Annotated in this window: 9 protein-coding genes; 6 read left to right on the top strand and 3 right to left on the bottom strand. The window is 49.3% G+C overall.

Annotated elements, in window-relative coordinates; all coding sequences use genetic code 11:
* The first annotated feature begins 5 nt into the window (after positions 1 to 5).
* Positions 6 to 3,287, top strand: a complete 3,282-nt coding sequence (locus tag RA157_RS10960; protein WP_350333161.1) for an AAA family ATPase — start codon at positions 6 to 8, stop codon at positions 3,285 to 3,287.
* Here the strand turns inward: RA157_RS10960 and RA157_RS10955 are convergent.
* Together RA157_RS10955 and RA157_RS10950 are read right to left on the bottom strand one after the other, a co-directional pair.
* Positions 3,259 to 4,968, bottom strand: coding sequence for a carbamoyltransferase C-terminal domain-containing protein (locus RA157_RS10955; protein WP_350333160.1), 1,710 nt, complete (start codon positions 4,966 to 4,968; stop codon positions 3,259 to 3,261). The two genes, RA157_RS10960 and RA157_RS10955, sit on opposite strands and share 29 nt — an antisense overlap.
* A gap of 18 nt (positions 4,969 to 4,986) precedes the next feature.
* Entirely contained in the window at positions 4,987 to 5,916 is a 930-nt protein-coding gene (locus RA157_RS10950) for a tyrosine-type recombinase/integrase (RefSeq protein ID WP_350333159.1), read from the bottom strand.
* Between the two features lie 232 nt (positions 5,917 to 6,148).
* Between RA157_RS10950 and RA157_RS10945 the strand changes: the two genes are divergently transcribed.
* Positions 6,149 to 7,147, top strand: a complete 999-nt coding sequence (locus tag RA157_RS10945; protein WP_350333158.1) for a D-alanine--D-alanine ligase family protein — start codon at positions 6,149 to 6,151, stop codon at positions 7,145 to 7,147.
* Here RA157_RS10945 and RA157_RS10940 read toward each other — a convergent pair.
* On the bottom strand, positions 7,084 to 9,645 hold the full coding sequence (locus RA157_RS10940) for a hypothetical protein (RefSeq protein WP_350333157.1): 2,562 nt from the start codon (positions 9,643 to 9,645) through the stop codon (positions 7,084 to 7,086). The two genes, RA157_RS10945 and RA157_RS10940, sit on opposite strands and share 64 nt — an antisense overlap.
* Before the next feature lie 645 nt (positions 9,646 to 10,290).
* Between RA157_RS10940 and RA157_RS10935 the strand changes: the two genes are divergently transcribed.
* From RA157_RS10935 to RA157_RS10920, 4 genes are read left to right on the top strand one after another with little or no spacing between them, the layout of a single operon-like run.
* Positions 10,291 to 11,754: a type I restriction-modification system subunit M gene (locus tag RA157_RS10935; protein ID WP_350333156.1), complete on the top strand. Its 1,464-nt coding sequence runs from the start codon at positions 10,291 to 10,293 to the stop codon at positions 11,752 to 11,754.
* Positions 11,751 to 12,962 (top strand): restriction endonuclease subunit S, encoded by a 1,212-nt coding sequence (locus RA157_RS10930; RefSeq protein WP_350333155.1) that lies wholly within the window; start codon positions 11,751 to 11,753, stop codon positions 12,960 to 12,962. The genes RA157_RS10935 and RA157_RS10930 overlap by 4 nt, the downstream gene beginning before the upstream one ends.
* Complete coding sequence (locus RA157_RS10925; RefSeq protein WP_350333154.1) at positions 12,962 to 13,861, top strand: DUF5655 domain-containing protein; 900 nt, start codon at positions 12,962 to 12,964, stop codon at positions 13,859 to 13,861. The genes RA157_RS10930 and RA157_RS10925 overlap by 1 nt, the downstream gene beginning before the upstream one ends.
* 5 nt (positions 13,862 to 13,866) lie before the next feature.
* Positions 13,867 to 17,259, top strand: a complete 3,393-nt coding sequence (locus tag RA157_RS10920) for a DEAD/DEAH box helicase family protein (RefSeq protein ID WP_350333153.1) — start codon at positions 13,867 to 13,869, stop codon at positions 17,257 to 17,259.
* Positions 17,260 to 17,268: the final 9 nt, after the last annotated feature.

The following is a 17,268-nucleotide window of genomic DNA, read 5'->3' as shown; positions in this document are numbered from 1 at the left end:
AAATTATGGCAGGCCCCACACACTTCCTTACCAAAAATCCTAATGCTTTCGCCTGGCCATCGGTAGCGGAAACCCACAATGAATTCGAGCGATTGATCTATCGCTATATCCAGCAGTCTCTTGCTATAGCACGAGACAAAGTCACGATTGAGTTGACTCCGAGAAAACATGACAAAGGCAAAGACATCATTGTCGAGGCCATTGATGTTGATTTCTGCTTGTTCGGCATCAACTTTCCAGCGTCCAGAACAGGCATACGTCTGTATGTGGAATGCAAGACCACAACAGCTGAAAGGCTTGATGAGAGCTTTCTAAGTGATATGAGCCAGCATCATTATCAAGAAGCATCAGCCTATATTCTCGTTACTAATGGAACGATTACACCATATGTCCTTCATCGTGGTATTGATAGTTGGGCCACAAAGGATATCAATTTTTTTATCGTTGATAGATACAGATTAGTATCCACATTATTGGATGCCGGTCTTGAACATTATGCTCTGAATCGACATAAAATATCGCTCCCAACCTCGCATCAATTACCTGATTTTGACAAATCAGAACCTGTAATTTGTTATCAATATGAAGCCGCTGATTTCGGCCAAAGCGATAAACTGCGACTTTATCTGTCGATCAGTAACTATAGCGATGACTTCCAACCTGTTCAGCTCTCTTTAACATCAGATATTACGTGGGGTTTGTCAGAGCAACCTGTCGCTATGCACATCAAGCCTGGGGAAACACAGGTGCGGATATTTGAGGCTCAAGCCTTGACTGTCGATGAGAAATCTCAAATCCGATTTGATCTGGACTGTAATGCCAAGCATCACAAGATAACCATTACGCCGAATGTTTTTATGCCGATGTTCGAGCCATCCTTCATTGGTAACCAGCACTTCAGCATTCGCGATAAGCTGAAGCGCATATTTGATAGAGATTCGACTTTCCATTTCATCAGTCTTCAAGGTGAGGCAGGAGCAGGTAAAACGCGCACAGTAGAAGAGGCGGTAAAACCCTTTCAGGGATCAGGTAATTTCATTGCAAAGCTTAGTTTCGAAAGTGATGGTCGCCTGCACTATGTTAATCATTTGCAAGAACTTCAAATCTCTCGCAACGATTTCGAGCACAACGACAGATCAATAGACACTCTTATGAGTGCTGCAATTGATTACGGGCTCCCCGTTATCCTTATCATTGAGGATGCTCATCATGCACAGCGTACCGAACTACAAGCACTGAAAAACTGGATGACGGAAACACGAGAGTGTAGGTGGGCTGTCACATTGATCGTCACTGGTCGCGACGATCATACGTTTCCAAATGACGAATACTTCTCTCTCCTATCTCTCACTCGGCAAATCGATGAGAAATATGTTCATGATTTCAAACTAAATAAATTAACCGATTCCGACAGTAAGAAACTTATTGATGCAACCGCTGTCGACTTCCCTCAAAATGTAAGAACAAGCATACAAAAACTGGGAGATAACAATCCATTTATAATTTTTGAGGTTTTCCTTTATTTGGTGGATATGGATGTTGCTGAATTTGCCTCTCGGAGAACGGTTGGGCTACTAGAACCGGAAATTTTTGCCTCGAAAGATGACTTGCCGACAGACGTCAAAACTATTTACGAAAAACGTTTGAATGCTCTTGCCCAGGCCGATGGAGGCTCTCTTGCATTGGATTTTCTGACCGTTGCGAGTTTCTTCGGATTTACTTTTGATCAGTCAATTTGGGTTGATTTCTTTGACGGCGAAGAATCATCAACGCCCGCCAAGCGGTTGTTGGTAGAGCGGTTTTTCTTGAAGTTCAATTCTGGAGAGCCATCATTTTTTCACGAAAACCTTCTCCATGAAACTAGAAAATACGTAATATCTGCAAAGCGTGTAAGTGAGACCATTCGAATATTTCGCACACGCCCCGGGATGCTGCAACGACTACCTGATTTTGTTCAAGCCGAGATCCATACATTGGCGGGTGACTATGAAAAAGTCTTCGAAATTCTGTCTCCTATTTGGGAGCAACTTATAAAGATTGAAAACTTCAGCGCATTGGAGATTGACAGGCAATTCTTCAGGTTCATCCCGACCCTTTTTGAGGCTGCAACAAAACTCAATAAGGAAGAGAACCTGCTTGCTACAGTTGCGACAGCTTATAGTTATATGGCAGTGCATAATTTTCCATTGTTGCAAGCCATCGAATGCTGCAACCGGGCAGAGCAGTGGGTGAGTCATATCGAAGGCAAGATCGGTCGAATATCCAGTAAAAGAGCCGCGATTATGCAACTGCGTGCGCATGCACGTCAGAATATTGGCAGAACTGGTGAAGCATTACGGGACATGCTGGAATTGCTTGCCAATATGGAGCAAGGCGGACCAGACTGGGATCACGCTGTTAGGTTTGACCTGTATGATCGATTGCAAGAGCATTACCGGAAAACCAATCATGAGGTGCTATCAGACCACTTCGGTGCGCTCGCATTGCAAGAGGCGAAAATAGCCGGTGATCCAAGCTTGCAATTGTGTCATGCCATCACCAGGGCCGGACGTTACTTATATTGTGGCAAGAAAAAAGCTCAGAATCATGGGGAAATTGCTTTTAATCTGGCAAAGGCTTCAAGTATTAAGCGGTTACAGATATACACGCGGCTCACGTTACTCGTGATTGATGCTATCTATGATTTTAAGAATCTCGAGCGCATGAATGCTGTCTATGATGAAGCTCGCGACATGTTGCGCTTATGCACTCATGAGAATTATACCGACTCGATTATGCGGATTGAATTGTTACTTGCCGTTATATCTTTGTTTCGGTTCGATGACCCGGAGAAAGCGTTAGATGCCTCGCAGTTTTTTGTAACCTCGGGACTGGATGACTCAATACGCTACGGCAACGGTTTGTTTGATTGGGCGTTCTACAACCTTGCAGCTGTTCTCGCGGAGGCGCGTTCCGACAGGGACAGGGCCGAGCGTTATTTCGAGAATTGTCGTCTGATGATGAAACGACGGGGAATTGCGTTCATGGGTGAACGATCTGCAATTTACCCAACGCCACTGGTCTTGACCAATCTCACACGCTTCGCGGCCCAGAAATGGGGGGAAAATCAAGCGACCACGATCCTGAAATCCACCGCTGACAGCTACGCCAATCGCGATTTGTTTGACAAAATGGAATGTACAAAATTAGTACAGATAACCCAGACCGGGCGGCCGATCTTCTGGAAGGTTAATCGAGCAACAGGCCCGAGGCAAACCTCTACCGGATATTTCGCTGTCTTGTTCTGATTGTAGAGCCAATATTGGATTTGTCACTCAGGTAGTAGGATCCAAGAACCAGCCGATCGATTGCTGATGAGAGAAATGTCGCAATTGCATCGTGTGGGCTTTCAACGATCGGGTCTCCCGCAAGATTGAAAGATGTGTTGAGAACAATCGGGAAACCGGTCTGTGTTTCAATAGCTCTCAGGAGACTGTGAAGAAACGCATCTGACTCAGATTTGACAGCCTGCACTCTTGCGCTGCCATCAACGTGGGTGATTGCAGGAAGATCCTCCCGATAGATATCTTTGACTTCAGCAGCAAACAACATATAGGTCGAAGGCGCTTCAAGATTAAAGTATTCAAATTGATCTTCCCAGGTAACCATGGGAGCAAACGGGCGGAAGAGTTCACGTCCCTTAATTAAATTGAGACTATCTTTCATTCCTTGTCTCCGTGGGTCGGCCAACAAGCTTCTATGCCCCAAAGCACGTGGCCCCAGTTCTGATCGCCCACGAAACATGCCGACAACTAAACCGGCATCAATGTCTTTTGCAATTTGCTCTGCCAACCAGCCATCATCCATTTTTTTTGCTGGCAAACCAAAATACACCAGTTCATCTTGAATCTCTGCTTCTGAATAAGAGCAACCAAGATACGGGAATGTGCAAGCGTCTCGATCCGGATCGCCAAATTGAGCTTGATAAGCTATGAAGGCAGCGCCAATACATTGGCCGTCATCTCCAGCAGCCGGTATGATATGCACTTTCTCAACAGACTTCAGTTGAAGCAGTTTATGATTCATGGTGCAGTTGAGGAACAGCCCGCCAGCGAGACACAGATTGCGCCGTTTCTCCAGTTTCATGGCTTCATCTATCAGAGATGTCATAATAGCTTCAGTCCAAGCCTGGGCGGTTGCCGCAATTTCTCCCCTATAACAAGTAAGGAAATGATGCCAGGACTGCCCGCTACTTCGCCAAACGGCATGTATTTCACGTAAGATATCAGAAAACGTAAGCGAGAAGTCAAACCCTGCAGGTGTTCGGGAAGGAGGCGGTACAAGGGGGGCGTAACCAGCTGCAAGGCCCATCGTTTTGCCTGATTGGCCATGACCGAACCCAAGAAGATAGGTTAACTGCTCATATTTACGCCCCACACTGATTTGTTTTTCAAAATCTTCAGGATGCATATAATCTATGTTATATGAATTACGACGGTTCAGTCGCACCATTCCAAAATCTTGAAGGCGTTGTCCGATGTTTGTGAGGCCTCCTCGTTGCCAAACATAAGCAGATTCCGCTTCCAATTTTGAGCCAACAATATCGCCAGCACCATCTGCTACAATGATGAGCGGGTTTTCAAGAGTGGACGTATAATATGTCGAATATGCGTGGCAATCATGATGCTCACATCCGATAATATCGGGTGTCCATGGGGAAAAGAAGTCAAGAATCTCGTCTCTTAGTTGCCCAAGAATATTGTCGATCACAACATTGGTGTAGCTAATTCCAATAACAGCGATCTCAGATCGCTGAACCCCAGCCTCCAATAAAACAGACTTTATAGCCTTAACCGGCAAGTCAGGTGAGTTTGAATGCTTAAGTCGATCAAGGCGTTCTTCGGCGATTGCTGCAACTAACTCACCGTCGTTTATCAACGCGGCACCCCTGTCATGCCCAATATGAATCCCCAAGGAAAAATGCATCATAATTCCTAGTTATCGTAACTAGGAATCCACTTGCGCCAACGTGTCTGCCCGTTCGATTGCAGCGACCAGGGAGTTATCGGAAACCTTGGTGTAGATCTCGGTTGTTGAGATACTCGCATGCCCCAACAGTCTCTGAACGATCCGAATGTCAACACCCTCTTCAATGAGGAGTGTTGCAGCGGAATGGCGGAATTGATGAGGGGTTAGATATGGAGCGATAAGCAGTGAACTGGAGAGAGCTCTAAGCCGTTTTCTGAAAGCTGCTTCTGTCAACCGCGTTCCTCGCGCATTCAGAAAGAGAAAAGCTGTTGGAACATCGTTGCGACTTCGACTTTCCCAATAGGCCTGAAAATCTATTAGAAGCCTTTGGTTGGTGACATAAACAGTCCGCTCTTTGTTCCCTTTGCCCCGGACACGGATCTTCGTACAAGCACCGGACACATCTTCGAGTTTAAGATTTGTTATCTCTCCAATGCGTAACCCTGTAACCACCAGAAGCCGGGCAACGAGTCCGGTTATTTGTTCTGCCGGAATGCGTTTTGAAATACATGGCATGTCAGGATTTAGCTCCACCAGATGCCTGGCGGATCGAAACACCATCGCCAATGTCGGACGATCAACCGGTCTTGGAAGGCGACGGGGCACTTTCAAGTCCAGGCGCAACCCGATAAACGGGTTTTCTTCGCCGTTCTGCTCCACCCAATTGAAATATGATTTTAGGGTGACAAATCGTCGGCGAATGGTTGCGGGGCTGGAACGGACTGTGATTCGAAGGTGCTGCTGGTATCGTAACATCAACTCCGGCGTAAAAATGACTGAGTCGCCTTCATATGCGAGGTAACGGCTAAATGTTTTGAGGTCCTGACAATAAGCTCTGAGTGAATGGTCGCTAAGATTCAATTGATCTCGGCAATAGGCGAGAAAGTTGGTCATGTCGATCCGGAGCATTTTCCATCCCTTACTTGGATTTTTATGCTCTGATGTCTGCCAGAATAAAATCTCAATTACATCAATGATTTATTGGTGTATTTATTGCTTCGTCAGCCAAAAAGTGTGGTAATTTAGGCGCCTCGAATCTACTCAGGCGAGTATGATCAGACTCAGATGATTGCTATTGATTGTGTTTTCGTTTTATACGTGTAGCTTATGGTATTTTCATAAGTTACGATAACTGGAAATTATGCATATTAAAAATCAACATGTTTTGCTGATCTCCGACGTTGCTGACAACTTTGACAGTTTGGATTTGAGCAGATTTGACCTGGAAGTGTCTGAACGTGACACTATTGCAGATATCATCCACGGAATAGAGACAAACGGGTACATATGCACACATCTGGACGACCCTCAACTCCTGTCAGCAGCTTTCGCCGCTAACCACAATGCTGTTGTCTTGAGCATTTGGTCAGGAGAAAACAACAGGAACAGGCGCGCTATAGTCCCTTCGATCTGCGAAGCACATGGCGTCGACTACATTGGAGCGGATCCCTATGCTGCTATGATATCTGGCGACAAGGAACTCTCCAAGAGCATCTGTTCTGAGTTCGGTTTGAATACACCTCCCGGCATCTTGATTCGTAGAGAGGATCAATGGGGTCACGCTGCCGTTCTTAACTACCCCATTGTTGTCAAACCGTTGATGGAAGGGGGCTCAATAGGCATCACTCAAGACAGCAAGGTGTCGAGCGTGGAGAATGCCCAGCGACAGATCTCAGCATTACTACGACACCATGAACCACCGATCTTATGTGAAGAATTCATCGGAGGTCGCGAGATCTCATTTTGCATTGTTGGTTCTGAAAATATTGCTCACATTGAAGCTATGGAAGTTAGAATAGAGGGTGAGAGCGATTATTTCGAAAACAAATTGTTTTCAATGCATGACAAGCGCTCAAAGGATAGGAAAAAGAAACACCAGTTCATTAATGTGACTGAAGAAATGCCTTTAGACCTAATCAACAGGGTCAAGTCTATTTACACTGCCTTGGGCAAGATCGACTATATGCGGATAGACGGTAAGTACACAGGTGAATTCTGGTGCCTCGAACTATCGACAGATCCTGGGATAAGTACAATAAGCTTGTTCGCACACTCGTATTATTCGATAGGGAAATCCTATCTAGATATGATTTCCGATATCCTGTCTACGCGATTAAGAAACGAGGGTGGCGATACCTGATAGTTAGGTAAGAATGCCAGCATATAGGGTGTTGAAACGAGAAACTCGACCTCGGTACCAACGGGATCACTCAATCCCATTGCACAACGCCACAATAAGGAATCCGAGTCGTCAATCTTACCGAGTCTCCTACGGTATAACTTCATCATAGTGCTATCATCAATGCTCTCGTAATATCGCATTAGATTATAATAACCAAGGACATAGAGATACCTGAATCCAATCGTTGATGTGTCTAGCAGGTGAAGAAGCTCATCACGACTATCCTTCATCCTGCTCGAACCCAGGGATGGTGGGGCAATAAAGTGATCATAAACAAACAGATTGGACGCTAGGACCAATTTTCGATATTCATCACGACAGACTCTTTGTGCACGTTGAAACAACTCCCTTGCTGGCTCAACTGCCACCCCCTTATTTTCTGTTGAAAAACAGATCAGGAGTGCTTCAATATTCAAAAGGTTTGCTTCCTCAGCAAAGTCCTTTGGAAAGGCATCGCGTATCTCTGACAATTGTTGAGACGCAGATGTAATGTGGCCCAGTCTTGTTAGTTGCATAAGAAGAACGAGTTTGGCTTGTGCGACCTCAAAATAGTTAGCGCTCCGCTCCATCCTGCGGATTGAAGATTTCAGAAGAGGTATGCTCTCTCTGAAACCATAGCCTATTGATGCATGTTTGAGTATAATCGGCTCAAGTCCCGGAAAAGCACTGCTTTCTGTGGCTAGTCGACGGTATGCGTCTTTTGCCACTTCAATCTCCTTTGATGTCCCGGCGATGGAATGCTGATTGATGATGCTTACTAGGTCTAAAAGGCAACGATCTTCTGTCTCCAGATTTGCCGCGATGTCAGTCTGAAGACTTGCAAGTATTCGGTTTGACGCCTGAAATTCATCCCTCTTCTGATAAACAAAAACGCTAAGGATGTTTGCACCAAACCGTTCCATATCCATCGTGCTGAGCACTTCACTTGCTAGATGAAGGTCCTGAAAATTGATTGCGCTAGCTCCCAGATAGTAAGCTATCACTGGCTGAAGCTTCTTTGGCACCAAGCTGCCAGTACCCATTTTGTCTAAGATGAATTGAAAGGTGTTTCTTGCATCCCCTTTCATAGAAACATACCTCGACAGCTTGTAAATGCTTTGGCACGCCTCTAGGAGCGCATCATTGCTCCCATTCAAGGCGGAAAAATAGGCTAGCTTAATAGAGCACTCAAATGCTGGCTCTCGCACTCCGCGTGCTAATGCCTCTTCGAATTTTTTTTGATAAAAGCCCTGCCACTGTTTCGCGGCAATCTTGACAAGAGGCAACAACTCCAGGCTGTCGTCAATGGCAGCTGATATCGAGTCATGTGTGAGGCGAAAGCTTTGATTTCGCTCGCTGTTTTTTAATAACTCTAAATTCTGGACTAGTGAGTTTTTTATTGTGACAGAGTCTTGTACGGTTGATATTCCGGCTAACAGGACGTCTAGATCTTCTCCAGTTGCGTACCCTCCATGAAGATAAACGATACAGAGTACCATCTGTTCATCGCGGGACAATCCTATGATTTTCTGTCGCGTTGCAGGATATCGGTTCTTGATACCAGGCAGGATACTGGGGCCAAAGCTAAAATCACTGACGCAAATGCTTTCAAATGAAATACCGTCAGGGTTTGAAAGATTCTTCAGATCGAAGAGGTTAAAACCGTGCTGCTCATAGTAACATCTCGCCCAATCATCATCTTCGCCTAGGTTGTGTGATATCGTTTTTGCATCACTCCATTTGAGTGGTCCTAACACAAGTGCGGCAACCTTCGATCCTTCTTGCGATGTGAGCGATGCAATGTTCTCTCGTTCGATGACGCCATGTTGAAAGTTGTCGGTTGTGAACTCTAGCGTCAGAAAGTGCTGTGCTTTGGAGCAAATTTGGATGAGATAAGCTAGGTCGTCTGAGTTAAGTTCCTGTGCGTTGGAAACGCTGATTGCGATAGCAAACCGCTGCCCCAACTCGACAATCAATTTTTCGATCCAGTCTTCGAGTTGATTTTGTTCTGCAAAAAGCTCTTCAATATGTGCCGAGGTCTTTGAGTTCACTACTGAGAGAAGTGACTTGAAAGCTGTGAGTCCGCCAAAAGTTACCCCATCTGCCAGTGAAGAGAATGCATCTCCGATCGACTTGCGATTCCGAGGCGCAGACCACATCCAGTCGGAGAGCTGTGCGTCATTACCTGATCTGATAATGGACCTATAGTGAACAATAATTGTTTGGAGGAATTCAGACCTGAAGCCCCGATAACCATGGTGATGTCGTACATCAACTCTCAGGTGAACGACCTCTGGAAATCGTCCAAAACACTCGTTGATCAATCGGGATTTACCTGCCCCTGATGGGGCTTGCAGTAGAAAGACGCTAGATTTGAAGCATCCTGTGTCGTTGATTGCATCGCTGATAAAACTACCGACGAAACTCACCTCTTCTTTTCGCGCGACAAACTCGGAGTTATTTGCCAGAGTATGCATAATTTCCAGTTATCGTAACTTTCCGATGGCTGTGCTGTCTCTACCGCTCTTCTAAGCATCCTCGGGGGCACTCCGGACATTGCCGTGATCCCGGCCTTGGTCTTCTCCCCGTTAACCAACAGTTCTTTCGCTTACCTGACCTGCCTAGCCGAGCGTTTCGGTTTCCACCCAAGCTTGGTGCCCCGTTTGATGGTCGCGACGAGGCCGTGGTGTGGCTCATGGAAAACTCAGAAGCTTTGGATGCCGCCCGGCAGCGTCTGGAGGATAAATGCGAGCTGGCTCACGTTATGGAAGATGGTAGGTGCCTGTTTCTCTGTGAGGATGAGACATGGGCCATTGATGAACATGGAATGCGCCTTGCCCCAGCGGCGGACCCGATCGGGCTTTTCCCGAAACTTTTGTCAACCAACTCTGTCGGATCACATGAGTTTACTTCATCCCAGGCAACCCGCGGCTGCAAGCTGTGTTTTGTATGACAAACCATCCCGGCACGGGGCAAAGCTCCGTTGCATTCCGTCTTGAAAAGCAGACCCGCCTCGCTGGCCTGGTTCCTGTGACATATCAACAGCTTCCACGCTTTAAAGTTGAACTGAGCCGTTTGTTTCCATAACAATAGGCAAAACGATATAACGAGGGACGCGTGTCGTGATCACCGGCGATCTCAAGAACAAAGTCGACCAGTTATGGAATGCCTTCTGGTCTGGCGGGGTATCGAACCCGCTGTCTGTCATCGAACAGATCACCTATCTGCTGTTTGCCAAGCGGATTGATGACATTCATACCAACCGGGAGAACCGGGCTAACCTCCTGGGCGAGCCTATCGACAAACCGATTTTCCTCGACGGTCAGGCGCATCTGCGCTGGTCGAGGTTCAAGGATGCCGATCCGGAAGAGAAATTCCGTGTTTTCAAGGATGAGGTGTTTCCCTTCATCAAACAGTTGAACGGTGCGGCGGGCAGTTCCTACACGCGGTTTATGGCGGATGCGGTGTTCATCATCCCGACGCCGGCGCTGCTCGACAAGGTCGTCAATATGATCGACGCCATCCCGATGCAGGATCGGGATACCAAGGGCGACCTTTACGAATATATGCTGTCGAAGATTGCGACGGCCGGGCAGAACGGGCAGTTCCGCACACCGCGTCATATCATCAAGCTGATGGTGGAGCTGACGGCACCGACACCGAAGGACATCATTGCCGATCCGGCCTGTGGCACATGCGGGTTTCTGGTGGCGGCTGCTGAATATCTGGAACATCACCATGCGAGTGTGCTGGTGGATCAGGAAGAGAATTATCACTTCCATCATTCCATGTTCCACGGCTCGGATTTCGACAGTTCAATGCTGCGCATTGGTGCGATGAACATGACCCTGCACGGGATCGAGAACCCCGTCATTGAAGGACGGGATTCCCTGTCCGAAGACCATGCCACAAACCGGAATGCCTATACGCTGATCCTCGCCAATCCGCCCTTCAAGGGCTCGCTGGATGCGGATGCGGTGGCGAAAGACGTGCTGCAGGTGGCCAAGACAAAGAAAACGGAACTGCTGTTCATCAGTCTGTTTCTCAAGCAGCTGAAACCCGGCGGGCGCTGTGCGGCCATCGTGCCGGACGGGGTGCTTTTTGGTTCCTCCAAAGCCCACAAGGACATCCGCAAGGAACTGGTGGAAGGCCAGAAGCTGGAGGCCATCATCTCCATGCCGTCGGGCGTGTTCAAGCCTTACGCGGGTGTGTCCACCGCCATCCTGATGTTTACCCGCACGGATTCAGGCGGCACGGATGACGTGTTCTTCTACGATATGGCAGCAGACGGCTTCAGCCTGGATGACAAGCGCGAAGCGGTGGACGCCAACGACATCCCCGACATCATCACGCAGTATCAGGCCCACCGGGCCGGCAAGGGTGATTTCACCGACAGAACCGCCAAGGCCTTCACTGTGCCAAAGGCCGCAATTGCCGAACAGGGCTATGACCTCTCCATCAACCGCTACAAGGAAGTCGAATACGAAGAAATCACCTACGACCCGCCACACATTATTCTCGATCAGCTTGAGGCGCTTGAAGCGGAGATCCAGCAGGATCTGAAGGAATTGCGGGGGATGTTGTGAGCTGGCCGTTGGTTTCATTGAAAGATTGCTGCACGGTTGTGGGAGGTGCTACTCCCAAGCGGAATGTTCCAGATTTTTGGTCGACAGAGGATGTTCCCTGGGTAACGCCAAAAGATGTTTCTAACTTAGAAACACCCGAGTTGCCTGATGCACCGGAGTACATTTCCAGAGCGGGCTACGAAAGTTGTGCGACATACATGTTGCCACAAGGAACCGTTCTGCTGACTTCGCGTGCGCCCATCGGCAATGTGGCAATCGCCGGAAGATCAATGTGCACGAACCAGGGCTTTAAAAGTCTAGTACCTGGGGAAGATGTAGATTCAATCTATTTATATTATTGCATTAGGCACCTTGCGCCCAATCTAGAGGCGCTTGGAAACGGCGCAACATTTAAGGAAGTATCTAAGAAAGTTGTAGAGAACTTCAAAATCCCTCTCCCGCCGCTTGAGGAGCAGAAGCGGATTGCGGCTGTTCTGGACAAGGCCGATGCTCTGCGCCGCAAACGGCAACAGGCCATCCAGCTCACCGATACCCTCCTCAAATCCGTCTTCCTCGATATGTTCGGCGATCCGGTGACCAATCCGAAGGGGTGGGAGGTTTGTAAACTGGAAGACGTTGCAGAAATCCGATCGGGTATTACCAAAGGTCGGAAGACCAAGGACAAAGAACTAGTTGAAACTCCGTATATGCGAGTTGCAAACGTACAAGATGGCTTCCTCAACCTCGACAACATCGCGACGATACCAGCGACAAAGAGCGAAGTTCTCAAGTATTTATTGAAAACAGAGGATATCTTGCTCACTGAGGGCGGCGATCCTGACAAACTTGGCCGCGGTGCTGTTTGGAATGATGATATTCCAGATTGCATTCATCAGAACCATATATTCTGTGTCAGGCTGAAAGAAGAGGCTGGGTTTAAGGCTGAGTATGTGAGGGCGGTAATTGGTAGCCCATACGGGAAGCGATATTTTCTAAGAGCGGCGAAACAGACCACTGGCATCGCTTCGATTAACAAGTCTCAATTGCGGAATTTTCCATTGCTGGTGACTCCGATTGATATTCAGATGCGTTTTCAAGAAGTTATACAAAAGCACAAAGAAGATCTCGACTGTCAGCAAGGACACTTGAGAAAATTAGACTCCCTCTTCGCCTCCCTCTCCCAGCGCGCTTTTCGCGGAGAGCTCACCGCCAAAGATGAGGCCGCGTGATGTCTGATCTGAAGCTCTTTCGCATGGATGGTGATACGGTGTCTGAAATTCCGGGCACCATGGCGGCGCTGGAGAAATCGCTGCAGGTGAAGATTGAGCGGAATCTTGAGGCGTTTCTCGGGGTGCGGTTTCTGGCATCGGAATTTTCCACCGGCAAGGAGCATGGCGGGCGGATTGATACGATTGGCATTGATGAAAACAATTGCCCTGTCATCATCGAATACAAGCGCTCCACCAATGCCAATGTCATCAATCAGGGGCTATATTATCTCGACTGGCTGATGACCCATCGCGGCGATTTCGAGATGCTGGTGCTGCGGGTGCTCGGTGAGGAATCTGCGAAAACGGTTGAATGGAGCAATCCGCGCCTCATCTGCATTGCCGGTGATTTCACCAAATATGACGAGCACGCCATCAAGCAGATGAACCACAATATCGAGCTGATCCGCTATGTGCAGTTTGGCGCGGACCTTCTGTTGCTGGAGCAGGTCAATGCGGTGTCTGCCAGCATACCCGCGCAGGCCGGCAACAGCGCAACCAACAGCAATCGTAAAGCAGCTGCGGACCGGTTTGATGCCCTTAATGCGAAGGCATCAGACCTTTATGAACTGATCAAGGAGTATCTTGTCAATCTGGGGGATGATGTCCAGGTCCGCCCGTTGAAGCACTATGTCGCCTTCAGAAGGATTAAGAATTTCGTCTGTGTGCATCCGCGAGCACAAGACTTTCTTCTCTTTGTGAAACTTGACCCCTCCACAGTGCCATTGGAAGAGGGGTTTATGCGCGATGTGGCCCATGTAGGGCATCTGGGCACAGGTAACCTTGAAATCACTGTCGGGACACCAGAGGATTTCGAGCGCGCCAAGGTTTATCTGCATCGGAGTTACGAGGGGGCTTGAACCATATGAGCACAAGCAATTTCTCCTTCCTTACGGGCCGTTGGGGTTTTCTGGCCGAGGATGCGGGACAGGTTGAGAAATATGCTCAAGGGGATCCGCGGGCGGCCTGTATCTATGCCCGGCGCGCGCTGGAGCTGGCGCTGAAATGGCTCTACGACAATGACACATCCCTCGACCGCCCCTTTCAGGACAATCTGGCGGCGATGATCCACGAGCGGAGCTTCAGTTCCATGCTGGGGCGGGGGCTGTTTACCGACATCAAGAGCATTCACAAACTGGGCAATATCGCCGCCCACGGCGATCAGCGCATTTCTTCCGCAGAAGGCGTCAAAATCGCCAGGGCGCTGCACAGCTTTCTTGGCTGGCTGGTCCGTGTCTATACCAAGGGTGGCCCGGTGCCCCCCGCCTTCAATCCCTCTCTGCTGCCCAAATCCCAGGAAGAGACAAATGCCCGCATATTCGCGCTGGTGAAGGAGCGGATGGCCGAGGCGGATGCGGCGAAGGAGAAACTCTCCAAAACCGAGGAAGAGCTGGAACGGATCCGGGCCGAACTCGCCGCCTTACAACAGGTTAAAGACACCAACCGCAAGGCCATTCCGGACGGGGATTATTCGGAAGCGGAAACCCGCGACCTGATCATCGATGTCATGCTGCGGGAAGCGGGCTGGGACCCGAAAGCGGAGAATGTGGAAGAGTTTCCCGTCACCGGCATGCCAACCACTTCCGGTAGCCGGGATGGCAAGGGTTTTGTCGATTACGTGCTCTGGGGTGACAATGGCAAACCGCTTGCCCTGGTGGAGGCCAAACGCACACGTGTCGATCCGCGCAACGGCAAGCAACAGGCCGCGCTCTATGCAGACTGTCTTGAAGCCCGCTATGGGCAGCGCCCGGTCATCTACTATTCCAACGGCTATGAGACCTGGCTGTGGGATGATTGTCTCTATCCGCCGCGCCAGGTGGAAGGCTTTGCAACCCGTGACGAACTGGCCTGGAAGATCAATCAGCGTGAAGGCCGCAAGGATCTGAGCCTTCTGTCATCCAAGCTCGAAATCGCTGGTCGTCACTACCAGATGGAAGCGGCCAGCCGAGTGATGCAGACCTTCGGCAAGGATCTCAAACGCAAAAGCCTGATTGTGATGGCGACGGGTACAGGCAAAACGCGGCTTGCCATCTCCATCGTTGATATGCTGATGCGCGGCGGCTGGGTGCGCAAGGTGCTGTTTCTGGCAGATCGGGTGTCACTCGTCACCCAGGCCAAACGCAATTTCAATGCGCTGCTGCCCCATGTCTCCGTTGCCAGCCTGCTGGAGAAGACGGAAGAGGATGCCCGCATCCTGTTCTCGACCTACCCCACCATGCTGAACCTGATCGATGGTTCGAAGAAAGATCAGCAGGAGCGGTTCAGCGCGTCGCATTTTGATCTCATCATCGTGGATGAGGCCCATCGGTCCGTTTATCAGAAATACGGTGCGATCTTCGACTATTTCGATTCCCTGGTGCTCGGCCTAACGGCAACCCCGCGCGGAGAGGTGGATCGCAACACCTACAAGCTGTTCGAGCTGGATGATCATCAGCCGACCTTTTCCTATGAGTTGGAGCAGGCTGTCGAGGATGGCTTTCTCGTTCCACCGCGGGCCATATCCGTGCCGCTGAAATTCCAGCGTGAGGGCATCAAGTATGATGAGCTGTCCCCGGAAGAGCAGGAGGAATACGAACTTCGGGATGAATTCTACGATGAGGAAACGGGCGAACTGATCGAAGCGATTGAGGCCAACGCCATCAACAAATGGCTGTTCAACATCGACACAGTCAATAAGGTGCTGGCGCATCTGATGGAAAACGGCATTACGGTAGAAGGTGGCGACAAGATCGGCAAAACCATCATCTTCGCCAAAAACTCGAAACATGCGGATTTCATTGTTGAGCAGTTCAACAAGAACTACCCCGCGCTTGGCGCAAAATTCTGCGAGAAGATCGACCATTCCGTTAAATATGCCCAAAGCCTGATTGACGATTTCAGCATCAACGGCAAGGAACCGCAGATCGCCGTTTCGGTGGACATGCTGGACACTGGTATAGACATCCCGGAAGTGGTGAACCTCGTCTTCTTCAAGATTGTGCGTTCCAAGACCAAGTTCTGGCAGATGATCGGGCGTGGAACCCGGCTATGTCCGGATCTGTTTCTGGCCGGTGAGGACAAACGGGAATTTGTTGTGTTCGACTATTGTCAGAACCTCGAATTCTTTGATGCCAATCCGGAAGGGTATGAGATCCGCATTCAGGAATCTGTCAAACAGAAGACTTTCAAGCGTCGTCTGGATCTGGTCGTCCTGCTGGATGATCGTGGTGAAGAGCCGGACCTCTCGACCAGTCTGAAGGATCAGATGCATGCCTTTGTCACAGTCATGGAACTGGAGAACTTCATTGTCCGACGTCAGCGGCGTGATGTGGAGTTCTTCCGTGATCGCAGCAACTGGAATGCGCTGAAGCCGGAGCATGTTGTTGTGCTGTCGGACAAAATAAGCGGGCTTCCGTCCCACGACGAGGATGATGAATTCGCCCGGCGTTTTGATCTGCTCATCGCCAACCTGCAACTGGCTGTGCTGAAACGCAGCAGGGCGCAGGAGAAGGCGATCAAGAATGTGCGTAAACTTGCATCCGGCCTTGAAGAGAAAGCAGCCATCCCGTCTGTGAACGATCAGCTGGAGCTAATCCTTGCTCTTCAGACAGACGAATGGTGGCAGGATGTCACGCTCCCGTTGCTTGAAGACGTGCGGATCAGGCTGCGCGAGCTCATCAAGTTCATCGACAACGAACCGGGTTACACAAACGTTTTCACCAATTTCGAGGATGAGTTGGGAGAAAGCAGCGAAGAGCACCAGCTGGTCAAGACGGATGCCAACATGGCGGACTATCGCAGACGGGTGCAGCGGTTCATCTCGGATAACAAGGATCACCTGACAATCCGACGCCTGCGCAACAATGAACCGATCTCACGACGCGATGTGGAGGCGCTGGAGGATATTCTTTTTGCTGAAGAAGGACCGCTTTCCCGGGAAGAATATGAAATACTGTTTGGAGATCGGCCGCTCGGCGTCCTGATCCGGTCTACAGTCGGGCTTACAAGAAAAGCCGCCAAGGAGGCACTGGCTGAGTTTTTCTCGAAAACATCTTTGCTACCGGACCAGATGACATTCCTGGATCAGGTCGTTGACTATCTGGTGCGGAACGGAACGATGGAGCCAAAAGTTCTGTTTGAAACCCCCTTCACACATGTCAACCACGAAGGGCTTTCAGGCATCTTTGATGATGAAGAAAGCGACCGGGTCATCCGACTGATCAGGCGACTAAACCGAAATGCCGATGCCGTAGAAGTTGAGATTGCGCGCAACGCTTAAGAAAGACCA

Origin of the sequence: Coralliovum pocilloporae, from assembly GCF_030845175.1 — a bacterium.
GTDB classification, from domain to species: Bacteria; Pseudomonadota; Alphaproteobacteria; order Rhizobiales; family Cohaesibacteraceae; genus Coralliovum; species Coralliovum pocilloporae.
The sequence above is the reverse complement of the archived record's forward strand: the minus strand, read 5'-3'. Positions and strand labels throughout refer to the sequence as shown.